Here is a 13,534-nt window from a genome sequence, read left to right as displayed (position 1 = left end):
TCAGCCTCCGACGGCGCGCAGCATCTCGCGGCTGATGATGTGCCGCTGGATTTCACTGGTGCCTTCCCAGATACGCTCCACCCGCGCGTCGCGCCAGATGCGTTCCAGCGGCAGTTCATCCATCAGCCCCATGCCGCCGTGAATCTGGATCGCCTCATCGGCGACAAAGGCCAGCATCTCGGTTGCCTTCAGCTTGGCCATCGACATGTCGGCCTCAGTCACAGTGCCCTGATCGAACTTCCAGCCAGCTTCCCAGGTCAGGAGGTTCGCCGCCTTCAGCTCCAACGCCATGTCGGCCAGCTTGAAGGAAATGCCCTGGAACTTGCCGATCTGCTGGCCGAACTGCTTGCGCTCGGCGGCGTATTCCACCGAGTGTTGCAGTGCGCGCTCAGCACGTCCCAGGCAGGTGGCGGCCACTTGCAGGCGGGTGGCGCCCAGCCAGGTGTTGGCAACCTCGAACCCTTTGTCCGCCTCACCCAGAATGGCAGAGGACGGCAGGCGGCAATCGTCAAACTCCAGCACCGAGTTTGTATAGCCGCGGTGGCTGACGTTGCCGTAGCCGTCGCGCACCTCAAATCCCGGCGTGCCCTTGTCGACGAAGAAGGCGGTGATCTTCTTCTTGGGCCCGCGCGGCGTGTCCTCGACCCCGGTGGCCATGAAGCAGATGGCGAAATCGGCAATGTCCGCGTGGCTGATGAAATGCTTGGTGCCGTTCAGGATCCAGTCATCGCCATCCTTGCGCGCAGTCGCCTTCATGCCGCGCAGGTCGGAACCTGCATCCGGCTCTGTCATCGCGAGGCAATCCCATTTCTCTCCCTTCATGCAGGGAAACAGGTACTTTTCTTTCTGCTCCTGTGTGCCGGCCAGCAGGATATTCGACGGGCGCGCAACGCCGGTCCAGTGCAGCGCGTAATTGGCACGGCCCAGTTCCTTTTCGTACATCAGCCAGGTCAGGGTATCGAGGCCGGCACCGCCCACCTCCTCGGGCATGTTGGCCGCATAGAGCCCGGCTTCCATCGCCTTCTTCTGCACATCGCGGATCACATCCATGTCCAAATGGCCAGTGCGCTCGATCTCCGCCTCATGCGGATAGAGCTCCTTTTCCACAAAGGCGCGGGTGGTTTCGACGATCATAGACTGTTCTTCGGTCATCCCGAACTGCATGGCGGTCTTCCTTGGCAAATCTGTTGCGGATCAGAGTACGCCGCTTGCGTGCGCCTATCGTGCAGAGATAGAAATAATCATGCGGAATTGGACAAAAGATACTGCTGCGTTGCAGCAAATTGATGTGCTGCTGTTTGACGCCTTCTCCGCCCATTGCCTGGCCAACACGGTGGAGCCGCTGCGGGCGGCCAACACCTTTGCCGGGCGGCAGGCCTATGCCTGGCGGTTCCTGACTCTGGACGGCGCACCGGCGGTGTCCTCGTCCGGCATGGAGGTGCGGGCGCATGGGCAGCTAGGCGAATGCAGCGGCGATTTGCTGATCGCGATGCCGTCTTATGACTTCCTGCGCCATGCCACCGTGGCCACCGCCCGGGCGCTTAAGTCCGCCGCGCGCCGCTACAAGCGACTGGCGGGGTTTGACACCGGCGCCTGGCTGCTGGCAGGCGCCGGGCTGCTGGACGGGCGGCGGGCCACAATCCATTGGGAGGAGCTGGGCCGCTTCACCGAGGCTTTCCCTGAGGTCCAGGCCGAACGCGCCCGCCAGGTTTGGGATGGCAACCGCATCACCTGCACCGGCGCGCTTGCCGCCTTTGACACCATGATGGAGCTGATTGGCGAGCAGCACGGCGCCGCCCTGCGGCTGGAGGTCGCCGCCCTGTTCATGGCGCCCGAGGCGACGGAGACACAGGACCCGATCCTGGTGCGCGGCAAGTCCGTGGCCCGCGCGGTTGCGGTGATGCAGGCTAACTTGGAAGCGCCCTTGCCGATTGCTGCCGTGGCCAGGAAAGCAGGCCGCAGCCAGAAGGGTCTGGAGGCCCGGATGAAGGCCGAACTGGGGGCAACGCCGCAGGCCGTCTACCGTCGGCTGCGGTTGATACAGGCCAGAAAGCTCGTGTTAGAGACTGTTTTGAGCGTATCGGAGATTGCCCTGCGCTGCGGCTATGACGACCCGAGCGCCCTCACGCGGGCGTTCAAAGCGGAGTTTGGTGTCACTCCGCGGACCTTGCGCGGTGGTGGGCAAATTGCCCACCCTACGTAGGGTGGGCGATTCCGCCCACCGTTAGCCCTGTTTGGCGGCCATCCACTGGTTCAGCCGCCACAATCCCCAGGCCAGCGGGATCGCGGCCAGACCGCCGATCACATAGGCCAGCGGCTCATCCGCGAAGGATTCGAAGATCTGCGTATAGGCATGGATCGCGGCAAAGGTCAGCGCCGCGTTGAACAGCCCGCGCTGATGCCGCTGCGCCGCCCAGAAGATAACCGCCGCCAGCACCACCGCCCACAGCACCGAATAGACGTTCTCGGAAATGAACAGCGCGCTGTCGCGGAAGGCATCGCGGGCGGCAGAAAAGGCGTCCCAGTCCTCGTAGCCATCGCTGAAGCGGCCCGGGCCCCAGACGGTTTCGCCAACGACATCCCCCCACAGCGAGCCGACCAGCGCGCAGAGGTTTGCAACCACAAACCCCAGGATCGCCAGGATGCGCAGATGCCGGGCGTCGCGCTCAGCCAGCCGGGACGCGCCCCAGACACAGAACACGATCAGCAGCACCATCTGCAGGATCGTCAGCGTCGATTCCGGCGAATAGAACACATAAGCCGCATGGAAATAGCCGGTGCCGGTCTCCAGCATCTGTGCAAAGGGCGCAATCGCCAGCGCGGTGACAAAGCGCACATCAACCTGCCAGCCTGCCAGGGCCAGCGCCGCCGCATAATACAGCAGTGCCAGGTTCCGCAGCGGCGAGCCGATGCCGTATTGCTGCAGCAGCAGCTCGATCGCCGCAAGATGCATGGCCAGCCCCATCAGCAGGATCGCGCCCAGCACAAACCCCGTGGACCAGGCCCCGTGCCGCCAGCGCCAAGTGCAGATCAGCGCCACCAGCGCGCCGGCGGGCAGCATCACCCAGCCGGCGATGTCCTCGTATTTGTCCACCAGCTCGATCCCGGCGCCGCCCATCAGCATGCCCGCGCCGATCAGCGTGGCGGAATTGCCGAACATCCGCAACATCTCGCCGCCGCGCGCCAGCACCGCCAGCCCGCCGCCCAGCATCAGGATGCCGGTCACTGCCACCGCCAGCGGGTCCGCCAGCCAGAAGATGAACCCGGCAGTGGCGGCGATGATCCCGAAACACAGGATCGCATTCACCGCCAGCGACACCATCACTTCGCGCGAGCGCGCCTCGATGGTGCGGGCCTGATCCGGGGTCAGCACCCCTTCCTCGACCAAGGCAGTTGTATCGGCAATGGCGTGCATCAGCGGTCCCTCGCGGCATCCAAACGGTTCCGCCCAGCATGGACCGGCCATCGCCGCAGCGAAAGGGGAGGAATTCCCGCCGCTTACCCCTTGGGCCGGCTGGGCACCCAGGCGTAGCCGTTATCACACAGGATGTAGGCCTCGCGCAGGCCGTGCGGCTTGTCCGCGGGCGCCTGCAGGATGATGACCCCCGCTGCCTCCGCCCGCGCCACGGCCTCATCCGGATCGGTATCATACAGGCGGATCTCGATCCCGGCGCCGCGCGGCGGGGTTTCCGGCAGCAGCCCCAGCAGCGGATTTTCCGCATAGGTCCCGTCTCTGTGCAGCTGAAAGACCTGTCCGCCATAGGTAACGATGGCAAAATCCTGCGTCACCTGATGGCCCTTCATGCCCAAAACAGTCTCTAAAAAGGCAACTTCTGCCGGAACATCCCGCACTAGCAGATTGATCCCGATCCCGCTCAGGGACCGTCCGAAGCTGTCTCCATCCACCGTTTGGTAGTCCATGCCAGGCCCTCTCCAAGAACAGCAGAACCATCCTGCAAGCGATCGTTCTGCCGCGGCAATGCCAAATGCGTCAGTCTTCGGTGCCTTTCCACCGCCCGCATGAAGCTTTGATGGCAATGCAAGCAATCCGCTTGCCTTCCCGCCTGCAATCGGAACAATTGGATTATGTCAGATAACATTTTCCCAAGCTGGCCCGACACCGCCCCGCAATTGATCGAAGTCGCCGCAGGCCGCGCGCCGGCCGACACGGTGATCCGCAAGGGCATCTGGGTCAACGTCCACACCCGCGAGCAGCTGCCGGACCATGATATTGCGATCAAGGCGGGCCGTATCGCCTATGTCGGGCCGGATGCCTCCTATTGCACCGGGCCAAAGACGCAGATCATCGAGGCCAACGGCCGCTACATGATCCCCGGCCTGTGCGATGCCCACATGCATATTGAAAGCGGCATGCTGACCCCCGCGGAATTTGCCCGCGCGGTGATCCCGCATGGCACTACCTCGATGTTCACCGACCCGCATGAGATTGCCAATGTGCTGGGTCTGGACGGCGTGCGCTACATGCATGACGAAGCGCTGATGCAGCCCGTAAACATCTTCACCCAGATGCCCAGCTGCGCGCCCTCCGCACCGGGGCTGGAGACCACAGGTTACGAAATCTCCGCCGAGGATGTGGAAGAGGCTATGAACTGGCCCGGAATCATCGGTCTGGGCGAGATGATGAACTTCCCCGGCGTCGCCAATGCCGACCCCAAGATGCTGGCCGAAATCGCCGCCACTCAGCGCGCGGGCAAGACGGTGGGCGGCCACTATGCCTCCCCCGACCTCGGCCCGGATTTTGCGGCCTATGTGGCGGGCGGCCCGGCGGATGACCATGAAGGCACCTGCGAAGCCGACGCCATCGCCCGGGTGCGCCAGGGGATGCGCTCGATGATGCGGCTGGGCTCTGCCTGGTATGACGTCGAAAGCCAGATCACCGCGGTGACCAAGAAGGGCCTCGATCCGCGCAACTTCATCCTCTGCACCGACGATTGCCATTCGGGCACACTGGTCAATGACGGCCACATGAACCGGGTGGTGCGCCACGCCATTGCCTGCGGCTGCGACCCGGTTGTCGCCCTGCAGATGGCCACCATCAACACCGCCACCCATTTCGGGCTGGAGCGGGAGATCGGCTCCATCACCCCCGGGCGGCGCGCCGATGTGATCCTGACCTCAAGCCTCACCGAACTGCCCATAGAAGTGGTGATCGCCCGCGGGCAAATCGTGGCGGAATCAGGCTCTATCAAGGTAGATTGCCCGCATTACGACTGGCCCGCCAGCGCCCGCGGCACCGTCCATCTGGGGCATGAGCTAACAGCGCAGGATTTTGAACTCACCGCGCCCGAAGGCGCCAATGCGGTCACCGCCAATGTGATTGGCGTGGTGGAAAACCAGGCCCCGACCAAGGCGCTGCAGGCGGAGCTGCCGGTGGTGGACGGGCTGGTCGAGGGCAGCGGCGATGTCTGCCAGATCGCCCTGGTCGAGCGCCACCGCGCCACTGGCGGCGTCACCAATGCCTTTGTCTCGGGCTTCGGCTATACCGGCAAGATGGCGATGGCCTCCACCGTGGCGCATGACAGCCATCACATGATCGTGGTCGGCACCGACCGCGAACAGATGGCGCTGGCCGCCAACCGGCTTGCCGAGGCGGGCGGCGGCATTACCCTTTATAAGGATGGTGAGGAGCTTGCTCTGATTGAGCTTCCGATCGCAGGCCTGATGTCCGACAGCCCCGCAACCGATGTCGCCGCCAAGGCGCAGAAGATGGTTGAGGCGATGCAGGCCTGCGGCTGCAGCCTGAACAACGCCTATATGCAGCATTCGCTGCTGGCGCTGGTGGTGATCCCGGAACTCCGGATTTCCGACCTGGGCCTTGTCGACGTCCGCACTTTCCAGAAAATTCCGGTGATCGAGCCCGTGCAATGATAACAACAAAACACCCCGGCCATCCGCCGGACGAAAGCTTCAACGACGCGACCGAGGCCGTCGACCGGCTGGAGTTGCTGTACCGGCAGGCCACCGGCTTCATCTGCGAGGAGTTCTCCCGGGCGATGGCCGACGGCGCGCCGGACAACCAGCGCATCCGCGCCTTTTACCCGGAGATCCGCTTTTCCACCCTGACCTTCGCCCAGGTGGACAGCCGCCTCAGCTTCGGCCATGTCTCTGCGCCCGGCACCTATGCCACCACGGTGACGCGGCCGGACCTGTTCCGCAATTACCTGATCCAGCAGATCGGCCTCCTGATCCGCAACCACGGCCAGCCGGTGACCATCGGCGTGTCGGCCACCCCGATCCCGGTGCATTTTGCGGTCGCCTCGCGCCCGGATCTCACCGTGCCCCAGGACGGCGCCGCCGGTTTCACCCTGCGCGACGTCTTTGATGTGCCGGACCTGTCGACCACCAACGACGACATCGTCAACGGCACCTACCAGCCGGCCAACGGCATCGGCCCGCTGTCGCTGTTCACCGCCCAGCGCGTCGACTACTCGCTGGCCCGGCTGACCCATTACACCGCCACCAGCACCGAGCATTTCCAGAACCACGTGCTGTTCACCAACTACCAGTTCTACGTGGCCGAATTCGAAGCCTATGCCCGCGCCCAGCTGGCGGACCCCAATTCCGGCTACACCAGCTTTGTCAGCACCGGCGATCACCAGATCACCGATCCATCGGCAAAGATCCCGGACATCGCCAAGCTGCCGCAGATGCCGACCTATCACTTGAAGCGGGACGACGGGAACGGCATCACCCTGGTCAACATCGGCGTCGGCCCCTCCAACGCCAAGACCGCCACCGACCACATTGCGGTGCTGCGCCCGCACGCCTGGCTGATGGTCGGCCATTGCGCGGGCCTGCGGAATACCCAGGCGCTGGGGGACTTCGTGCTGGCGCATGGCTACCTGCGCGAAGACCACGTGCTGGACGACGACCTGCCGATCTGGACCCCGATCCCGGCCCTGGCCGAAATCCAGGTCGCGCTGGAGGAAGCGGTGGCGGAGATCACCGAATACGAAGGCTTTGACCTCAAGCGGATCATGCGCACCGGCACTGTCGCCACCATCGACAACCGCAACTGGGAACTGCGCGACCAGTCCGGCCCGGTGCAGCGCCTGTCCCAATCCCGCGCCATCGCGCTGGACATGGAAAGCGCCACCATCGCCGCCAACGGCTACCGCTTCCGGGTGCCCTACGGCACGCTGCTCTGCGTTTCTGACAAACCGCTGCACGGCGAGCTGAAGCTGCCGGGCATGGCGTCGGACTTTTACCGGACCCAGGTTGCACGCCATCTGCAAATCGGCATAAGAGCAATGGAGCGTTTGCGCGGCATGCCTTTGGAGCGGCTGCACAGCCGGAAATTGCGTTCGTTCGACGAAACCGCCTTCCTTTAAGGCTGATTTTCGCTGTTTTCCGGCAAAAAATGCCTGTTTTCCCTTATACGGAGCACACAAGAAGTTGTGTTACCATACAACATAACGATAATGTCTCGCGATGAGGCCCCACAGTTCGGGCAGCTTTAAGGAGACGAAGAATGTCCAAACCGATGACCAAAACCCAGCTTGTTGCCGCACTGGCCGAGGAAATGGGCAGTGACAAGAAAACTGCAGGTTCTGCGCTGGAAGCGGTCTGCTCGCTGATCACCCGCGAAGTGTCGGGCGGCGGTGCCGTGACTCTGCCGGGCGTCGGCAAAATCTACTGCCGCGAGCGCCCCGAGCGCGAAGTGCGCAACCCGGCAACTGGTGAGAAATTCACCAAGGAAGCCGACAAGGTGGTCAAGATGACCATCGCCAAAGCGCTGAAAGACAGCGTCAACGGCTGATCCCGGACATCATCCGGACGGTTTCAGGGCTGCCCCCGCGGGCGGCCCTTTTCTTTTGCCTGGCGGGCCGTGCCGGCCGACGGTTCGTCCGCCGCCGCAGCGTTGCCGCTTGCCAGAACCGCCCGGCACACGCATCCTTTGGGTGGCGGCCAAGGGAGGGCATCATGGAAAACGTCAATCTGGTGATGATCCTGGCAGCCGCCTTCCTGGGCGCCGCCAGCCCTGGCCCGGCGACGCTGACCATTGCCGGCACCTCGATGCAGCATGGCCGCAAACCCGGTCTGGCGCTGGCCGCGGGGGTCTGCACCGGTTCGCTGATCTGGTCGGTCTCCGCCGCGTTCGGGCTGGGCGCGGTGATGCTGGCCAACGCCTGGATGTTCGAGGCGGTCCGCTATGCCGGCGCTGGATACCTTATGTACCTTGCCATCCGCTCCGCCCGGTCGGCCCTGCGCCCCGGTGCGCCAATGCTGCGCGCCGCCGCCGCGCCAACGCTGCGGAGCGCCTATGGCAAAGGTCTGGCGCTGCATCTGACCAACCCCAAGGCGGTGCTGTTCTTCGGCGCGCTCTACGCCATCGGCCTGCCTCCCGGCACCTCTGTATCGGCGCTGCTGCTGGTGATGGCCGCCATCGCGGTGCAAAGCACCCTGATCTTCCACGGCTACGCGCTGCTGTTCTCCAGCCAGGCGGCCAGCCGCGTCTACATCCGCCTGCGCCGTGGATTTGAGGCCGCCTTTGCCGCTGCCTTCGGCGCCGCCAGCTGGCAGATTCTGGCGGCCCGGCTCAGCTGACACCGGTCCCGCCCGGCTTGATCTCTGCCCGCATATTCCGGAAGGTCCACCGCGGGAGAAAGGAATTCACGATGGATGCGCGCGCTATTGCCATGGGGCTGGCCTTTGCCCTGATGTGGTCCTCCGCCTTCACCTCGGCCAGGATCATCGTCCAGGACGCCTCGCCATTGTTTTCCCTGGCGGTACGGTTCCTGATCTCCGGGCTGATCGGCGTCGCCATCGCCCGTGCCCTGGGGCAGACCTGGCGGCTGACGCCGGGCCAGTGGCGGGCCACGGTGATCTTCGGCATCTGCCAGAACGCGCTGTACCTCGGCCTGAACTTTATCGCCATGCAATGGATCGAGGCCTCTCTGGCCGCCATCATCGCCTCCACCATGCCGCTTCTGGTGGCGCTGGCAGGCTGGGCGCTGTTCGGCGAACGGCTGCGGCCGCTGGGTTATGCCGGCCTCGCCGCAGGCATCCTGGGTGTTGCCCTGATCATGAGCACGCGGCTCAGCGCCGGTGTCGACCTGCTGGGTGTCGGCCTGTGCGTCATCGGCGTGCTGGCACTGACCGCCGCAACCCTCGCCCTGCGCGGTGCCACCTCCGGCGGAAATTTCATGATGGTGGTCGGTCTGCAGATGCTGATCGGCTCGGCCGTCCTGTTCATGGCCGCGCCGCTGACAGAGGAGATTTTTGTCACCCCCACCTGGCGCCTGGCCGCTGCCTTCACCTACACGACCATTGTGCCAGGCCTGACCGCCACCTTCATCTGGGTGCTGCTGCTGAACCGCATCGGCGCGGTGCGCGCGGCCACCTTCCATTTCCTGAATCCGGTGTTCGGCGTTGCCGTTGCCAGCGTCCTGCTGGGCGAAAAACTGGGCCCGCTTGACTTGCTGGGTGTCGCCATCGTCACAGGCGGTATCCTGGCCGTCCAGCTCGCCAGGCAGGCGGACCGGCCCAAGGCGGAGCTCTCCCGCGCGGCAAAGCCGGGCTGACACCCGCCCCCGCTCCTTGGGCGCGGCGCCGCCAAGGCGGCGCGGCCCGTTGCGCCTCTCCGCGCTTACCGCTTAATCTGATCTCAAGATCCCAACCGGAGGACGCGGCATGAGCGCGCAATTGACACAGGTGCTGGAGGCGATCGACGCCGCCAACGCCCAGGACCCCACCCTGGAAGACGGCCAGCCCGCCGCGCTGCTTTATGGCCAGCGGATGAGCCAGGAGCAGCAACGCCTGTTCCCGGACGCCACCGAGGTGCTGCAGATCGCCGCCCGCGGCCAGCATGTGGAACGCTGGAAGCTGGCCCGCGAGGCCTTCCCCGAAGGCCGGGCCGGCTACCTCGCCTGGCGCAAGGCCGAGGCTGTTCATCACGCCGATGTGGTCACCTCGCTGATGCAGAACGCAGGCTATGGCGCCGAAGACACGGAGGCCGCAGCCAAGATGCTGCGCAAGGAGGGGATCAAGCGCGACGCCCAGGTGCAGGCGCTGGAGGACATCATCTGCTTTGTCTTCCTCAAGTGGTATTTTGCCCCCTTCGCTGCCAAGCACCCCGCCGACAAGGTGCAGCGCATCGTGGAAAAGACCGCGCGCAAGATGTCGGCAGACGCCCGCGCCCGGGTGCTGCGGGAGTTCGACCTGCCTGGAGACCTCGCTAGTGCCTTCGCTGCCTGACCGAGCATCTGTCCCCGGGCCCGGCCTCCGCAGCACACGGCTTTGCGAGCCGCCTGTAACAGGGCTTTGCATTTGCGCATCCAGACCCCATGTTCTGCACCAAACGCGAACAGGCGGGAGGACACCATGACCAAATACTTCAAGAACCCGGACGCCATTGCCGCCCTCTCCGAGGAAGAGTTCTACGTGACCCAGAACGCGGGCACCGAACGCCCCGGCACCGGCAAGCTGCTCCATAACAAGGAGCCGGGCATCTATGTGGACATCGTCTCGGGCGAGCCGCTGTTTGCCTCCTCCGACAAGTATGAATCGGGCTGCGGCTGGCCCAGCTTCACCAAGCCCATCGAATCCGCCCACATCCAGGAACTGGAAGACCGCAGCCTCGGCATGATCCGCACCGAGGTCCGCTCCACCCATGGCGACAGCCACCTGGGCCATGTCTTCCCGGACGGCCCCATGGACCGCGGCGGCCTGCGCTATTGCATCAACTCCGCCTCCCTGCGGTTTGTCCATCTGGACGACATGGAGGCAGAGGGCTATGGCGCCTATATCAACCAAGTGGAGGTCGTGAAATGAGCACCACCGAACGCGCCGTCCTGGCAGGCGGCTGTTTCTGGGGCATGCAGGAACTGATCCGCAAGCGCCCGGGCGTCATCAGCACCCGCGTCGGCTATACCGGCGGCGATGTCCCCAATGCCACCTACAGGAACCACGGCACCCATGCCGAAGGGATCGAGATCGTCTTCGACCCTGCCGTTACCTCTTACCGGGAGCTGCTGGAGTTCTTCTTCCAGATCCACGATCCGACCACCCTGAACCGCCAGGGCAATGACATCGGCATGAGCTACCGCTCCGCGATCTACTACCTGGACGACACCCAGAAAGCGGTCGCCGAGGACACCATCGCCGACGTCGACGCCTCCGGCATCTGGCCCGGCAAAGTGGTGACTGAGGTCGAACCCGCAGGTGATTTCTGGGAAGCGGAACCGGAGCATCAGGATTACCTGCAGCGGCTGCCCACTGGCTACACCTGCCATTTCCCGCGCCCCGACTGGGTGCTGCCCAAACGCGGCGCTGCTGCGGAATAGGCTCTAACAGGCCGCTTTCAGCCCCGCCGCACTCCGGCGGGGCTTTTCACATGCCAGATCCGCAGCAAGCTCCCCTGCTTCTTCTGGCCCAAAATATCCCCGCCGGAGGCAGCGGGTTTTCGGAAAACCCGCTTTAGCGCTCAAGACGCCTAGGCGTGCGCCACCCTCGGCCGGCCGCTGGCCTCCACCGTCAGCGTGCCTTCGACGAACACTTGCCGCGATTCCACCTGCGCCAAGCGGATATCCCGCTCCACATGCACGTGGATATCCTCGGCACCGGCCTCCTCCGCTGCGCCGCGCGCCTCCTCTGCCAAGGCCGCCTCCAGCGCTGCCAGTGCTTCGTCTGAGGCCGGGAAATCCACCGGGCCGCTCTCCAGATGCACCCGGTACTTGCCCTCCGCCGGGGACGTCACGGTGCCGCTGCGCCGCATGGTGACCCGGCCCACCACCGCGCCGATGGCGTTCGCCACCCCGGCATGTTCCGGCAGGATCATGTTGCAATGCAGCCGCTCCCCCACCGCCGGATAATAGCTGGGGGCAGAGGCGCCCAGCCCCACCACATCCACATTCAGCGACGCATCCAGCGCCAGCAGGCCACGGTGCCGGGCCAGGCCCCTTTGCAGCAGCACATGCCGGGCCAAATCCTTCTCCGGCAGGCCAAAACTCTCGGCTTCTTCGGCAAAAGCAGACTCTAACAAGGTCAAAGCGGTTTGCTCCGTCAGCTGATCAATGATCATCTGCGCCAGGGTTTCGGCGTCTTTTGCCACCATGTCGCCACTGCCTATCCGCCGGCGGACAAACAGCGTCAGCGCCTTCTCCGCCGCCTCGCGGTCCCAGGCCTCCACCCGGCCCAGCACATGGCTGGCATCCGAAGGCGTCACACCGGAGACTTGCACCAGCCCGCGGTCCACCAGCCGGCCCAGCGAGCCATGCTCCATCCGGGTGCGCAGGATCTGGCCCAGCGGATGCACCTGCATCCCGATCCGCGCCAGCAGCCCGGCCTCCCGCTCGCTCAGGCCCGCCACCGGCACCCCAGGGACCGCCCGGACGAAGCGCCCGTCAAACTCGCCCGCGGTGGAATTACGCAGCTGCTCATCCAGGGCCGCATGCACGACATCGGGCGCATCGGTCGCAATCAGCGACACCGGCACCACCCGGCGCGGTCCCAATGTCAGCCCGCCAGACAGCCCGCTGGTGTTCAGATGCACCTGGCTGTCGCCACCCAGGCCGGTGGTGCGCATCGCTACCGCCTCCACCATGGTGCGGAACTCACCCACCCGCGCTCCTGCCGGATCAATCGCCGGCTTGCCGTCCCTGATCAGCGCCACATCCGTTGTGGTGCCGCCGATGTCGCTCACCAGCGCATGATCCGCCCCGGTCATCCAGCGCGCCCCGACAATCGAGGCCGCCGGCCCGGACAGAATGGTCTCGATCGGCCGCTCCCGCGCCTGCTCGCCGCTCATCAGCGCGCCGTCGCCGCGCACCACCATCATCGGCGCCCCGATGCCCAGATCGCGCAGCGTGTCCTGCGCCCGCCCGATCAGCCGGTCGATCATGCCGATCAGCCGCGCGTTCAGCACCGCCGTCACCGCCCGTTTCGGCCCGTTCAGCTTGGCCGACAGATGGTGCGAGCAGGTGACTGGCGCGCTGGTTATCTCATGGATGATCCGCGCAGCCTCAATCTCATGCGCCGGATTGCGAGTGGCAAAGACCCCGGCCACGGCAAAGCCGGTCACCCCCTGGCCCTCGGTCCGCAGGAACATCTCCAGCGCCCCGACATCCAGCGGCGCCGCCTCGCTGCCCGCGTGGGTGTGGCCGCCGCCGATCACCAGCGCCGGATCGCCCTTCAGCGCGTCCCGCAGCCCGTGCCGGTCCAGGTCAGCCTCGGCAAACCCGACATAGACCAGCGCCACCCGTCCGCCCTGCCCCTCGACTAGCGCATTGGTGGCCAGCGTGGTGGACAGGGCCGCCAGCGACACCTCCTGCGGCTGCACCCCGGACTGCTCCAGCACCGCCCGGATCGCGCCGCCGACCCCGATCGCCAGATCCTGACGCGTGGTCAGCGACTTGGCAGAGGCGATCACCTCCTTCTCGTCGCGGATCAGCACCGCATCGGTATAGGTTCCGCCCGTGTCCACTCCCAGCAGCAACGCCATGCCCAGCCCTCTCAAACTCTGTTCGCCGGACTGGGTGTAACGCCTATTTGCGGCCCGTCCATCCTGTTTGCG

13 protein-coding genes are annotated in these 13,534 nt (G+C 65.2%); 9 read left to right on the top strand and 4 right to left on the bottom strand.

Annotated elements, in window-relative coordinates; translation table 11 throughout:
* The gene (locus tag R2C4_RS18420; protein WP_141891708.1) at nt 1-1,164 is read right to left on the bottom strand and encodes an acyl-CoA dehydrogenase family protein; all 1,164 of its coding nucleotides are present in this window, start codon (nt 1,162-1,164) and stop codon (nt 1-3) included.
* Between the two features lie 79 nt (nt 1,165-1,243).
* On the opposite strand from R2C4_RS18420, the gene R2C4_RS18415 reads away from it, so the two are divergent.
* A complete protein-coding gene (locus R2C4_RS18415; protein WP_141891707.1) occupies nt 1,244-2,203 on the top strand; it encodes a GlxA family transcriptional regulator in 960 nt (319 codons plus the stop codon).
* 21 nt (nt 2,204-2,224) lie between these two features.
* On the opposite strand, the gene R2C4_RS18410 is transcribed toward R2C4_RS18415, so the two are convergent.
* Together R2C4_RS18410 and R2C4_RS18405 are read right to left on the bottom strand one after the other, a co-directional pair.
* Nucleotides 2,225-3,415 (bottom strand): hypothetical protein, encoded by a 1,191-nt coding sequence (locus R2C4_RS18410; protein WP_208764506.1) that lies wholly within the window; start codon nt 3,413-3,415, stop codon nt 2,225-2,227.
* A gap of 83 nt (nt 3,416-3,498) precedes the next feature.
* Nucleotides 3,499-3,921: a VOC family protein gene (locus tag R2C4_RS18405; RefSeq protein WP_141891706.1), complete on the bottom strand. Its 423-nt coding sequence runs from the start codon at nt 3,919-3,921 to the stop codon at nt 3,499-3,501.
* Between the two features lie 165 nt (nt 3,922-4,086).
* Between R2C4_RS18405 and ade the strand changes: the two genes are divergently transcribed.
* The 8 genes from ade (at nt 4,087) to msrA (ending at nt 11,306) form a co-directional block, all read left to right on the top strand.
* Nucleotides 4,087-5,889 (top strand): adenine deaminase, encoded by a 1,803-nt coding sequence (gene ade / locus R2C4_RS18400; RefSeq protein WP_141891705.1) that lies wholly within the window; start codon nt 4,087-4,089, stop codon nt 5,887-5,889.
* The gene (locus R2C4_RS18395; protein ID WP_141891704.1) at nt 5,886-7,352 is read left to right on the top strand and encodes an AMP nucleosidase; all 1,467 of its coding nucleotides are present in this window, start codon (nt 5,886-5,888) and stop codon (nt 7,350-7,352) included. The genes ade and R2C4_RS18395 overlap by 4 nt, the downstream gene beginning before the upstream one ends.
* 140 nt (nt 7,353-7,492) lie before the next feature.
* Nucleotides 7,493-7,780, top strand: coding sequence for an HU family DNA-binding protein (locus R2C4_RS18390; RefSeq protein ID WP_008553440.1), 288 nt, complete (start codon nt 7,493-7,495; stop codon nt 7,778-7,780).
* Nucleotides 7,781-7,944: 164 nt separating this feature from the next.
* Nucleotides 7,945-8,568 (top strand): LysE family translocator, encoded by a 624-nt coding sequence (locus R2C4_RS18385; protein WP_141891703.1) that lies wholly within the window; start codon nt 7,945-7,947, stop codon nt 8,566-8,568.
* 71 nt (nt 8,569-8,639) lie between these two features.
* Nucleotides 8,640-9,545, top strand: coding sequence for a DMT family transporter (locus R2C4_RS18380; protein ID WP_141891702.1), 906 nt, complete (start codon nt 8,640-8,642; stop codon nt 9,543-9,545).
* A 109-nt stretch (nt 9,546-9,654) separates the two neighbouring features.
* A complete protein-coding gene (locus R2C4_RS18375; protein ID WP_058287417.1) occupies nt 9,655-10,218 on the top strand; it encodes a DUF4202 domain-containing protein in 564 nt (187 codons plus the stop codon).
* 126 nt (nt 10,219-10,344) lie between these two features.
* Nucleotides 10,345-10,794: a peptide-methionine (R)-S-oxide reductase MsrB gene (gene msrB, locus R2C4_RS18370; protein WP_058287416.1), complete on the top strand. Its 450-nt coding sequence runs from the start codon at nt 10,345-10,347 to the stop codon at nt 10,792-10,794.
* On the top strand, nt 10,791-11,306 hold the full coding sequence (msrA, locus tag R2C4_RS18365; protein ID WP_141891701.1) for a peptide-methionine (S)-S-oxide reductase MsrA: 516 nt from the start codon (nt 10,791-10,793) through the stop codon (nt 11,304-11,306). The genes msrB and msrA overlap by 4 nt, the downstream gene beginning before the upstream one ends.
* 149 nt (nt 11,307-11,455) lie before the next feature.
* On the opposite strand, the gene R2C4_RS18360 is transcribed toward msrA, so the two are convergent.
* The gene (locus tag R2C4_RS18360; RefSeq protein ID WP_141891700.1) at nt 11,456-13,462 is read right to left on the bottom strand and encodes a hydantoinase/oxoprolinase N-terminal domain-containing protein; all 2,007 of its coding nucleotides are present in this window, start codon (nt 13,460-13,462) and stop codon (nt 11,456-11,458) included.
* Between the last annotated feature and the right edge of the window lie 72 nt (nt 13,463-13,534).

Origin of the sequence: Leisingera aquaemixtae, assembly GCF_006740765.1 — a bacterium.
In the GTDB taxonomy this organism is placed as follows: domain Bacteria; phylum Pseudomonadota; class Alphaproteobacteria; order Rhodobacterales; family Rhodobacteraceae; genus Leisingera; species Leisingera aquaemixtae.
The sequence above is the reverse complement of the archived record's forward strand: the minus strand, read 5'-3'. Positions and strand labels throughout refer to the sequence as shown.

What these genes read in the sequence shown, in the direction of transcription:
- R2C4_RS18420 (WP_141891708.1), bottom strand. Translation starts at nt 1,164, where the DNA reads ATGCAGTTCGGGATGACCGAAGAACAGTCTATGATCGTCGAAACCACC.
- R2C4_RS18415 (WP_141891707.1), top strand. Translation starts at nt 1,244, where the DNA reads ATGCGGAATTGGACAAAAGATACTGCTGCGTTGCAGCAAATTGATGTG.
- R2C4_RS18410 (WP_208764506.1), bottom strand. Translation starts at nt 3,415, where the DNA reads ATGCACGCCATTGCCGATACAACTGCCTTGGTCGAGGAAGGGGTGCTG.
- R2C4_RS18405 (WP_141891706.1), bottom strand. Translation starts at nt 3,921, where the DNA reads ATGGACTACCAAACGGTGGATGGAGACAGCTTCGGACGGTCCCTGAGC.
- ade (WP_141891705.1), top strand. Translation starts at nt 4,087, where the DNA reads ATGTCAGATAACATTTTCCCAAGCTGGCCCGACACCGCCCCGCAATTG.
- R2C4_RS18395 (WP_141891704.1), top strand. Translation starts at nt 5,886, where the DNA reads ATGATAACAACAAAACACCCCGGCCATCCGCCGGACGAAAGCTTCAAC.
- R2C4_RS18390 (WP_008553440.1), top strand. Translation starts at nt 7,493, where the DNA reads ATGTCCAAACCGATGACCAAAACCCAGCTTGTTGCCGCACTGGCCGAG.
- R2C4_RS18385 (WP_141891703.1), top strand. Translation starts at nt 7,945, where the DNA reads ATGGAAAACGTCAATCTGGTGATGATCCTGGCAGCCGCCTTCCTGGGC.
- R2C4_RS18380 (WP_141891702.1), top strand. Translation starts at nt 8,640, where the DNA reads ATGGATGCGCGCGCTATTGCCATGGGGCTGGCCTTTGCCCTGATGTGG.
- R2C4_RS18375 (WP_058287417.1), top strand. Translation starts at nt 9,655, where the DNA reads ATGAGCGCGCAATTGACACAGGTGCTGGAGGCGATCGACGCCGCCAAC.
- msrB (WP_058287416.1), top strand. Translation starts at nt 10,345, where the DNA reads ATGACCAAATACTTCAAGAACCCGGACGCCATTGCCGCCCTCTCCGAG.
- msrA (WP_141891701.1), top strand. Translation starts at nt 10,791, where the DNA reads ATGAGCACCACCGAACGCGCCGTCCTGGCAGGCGGCTGTTTCTGGGGC.
- R2C4_RS18360 (WP_141891700.1), bottom strand. Translation starts at nt 13,462, where the DNA reads ATGGCGTTGCTGCTGGGAGTGGACACGGGCGGAACCTATACCGATGCG.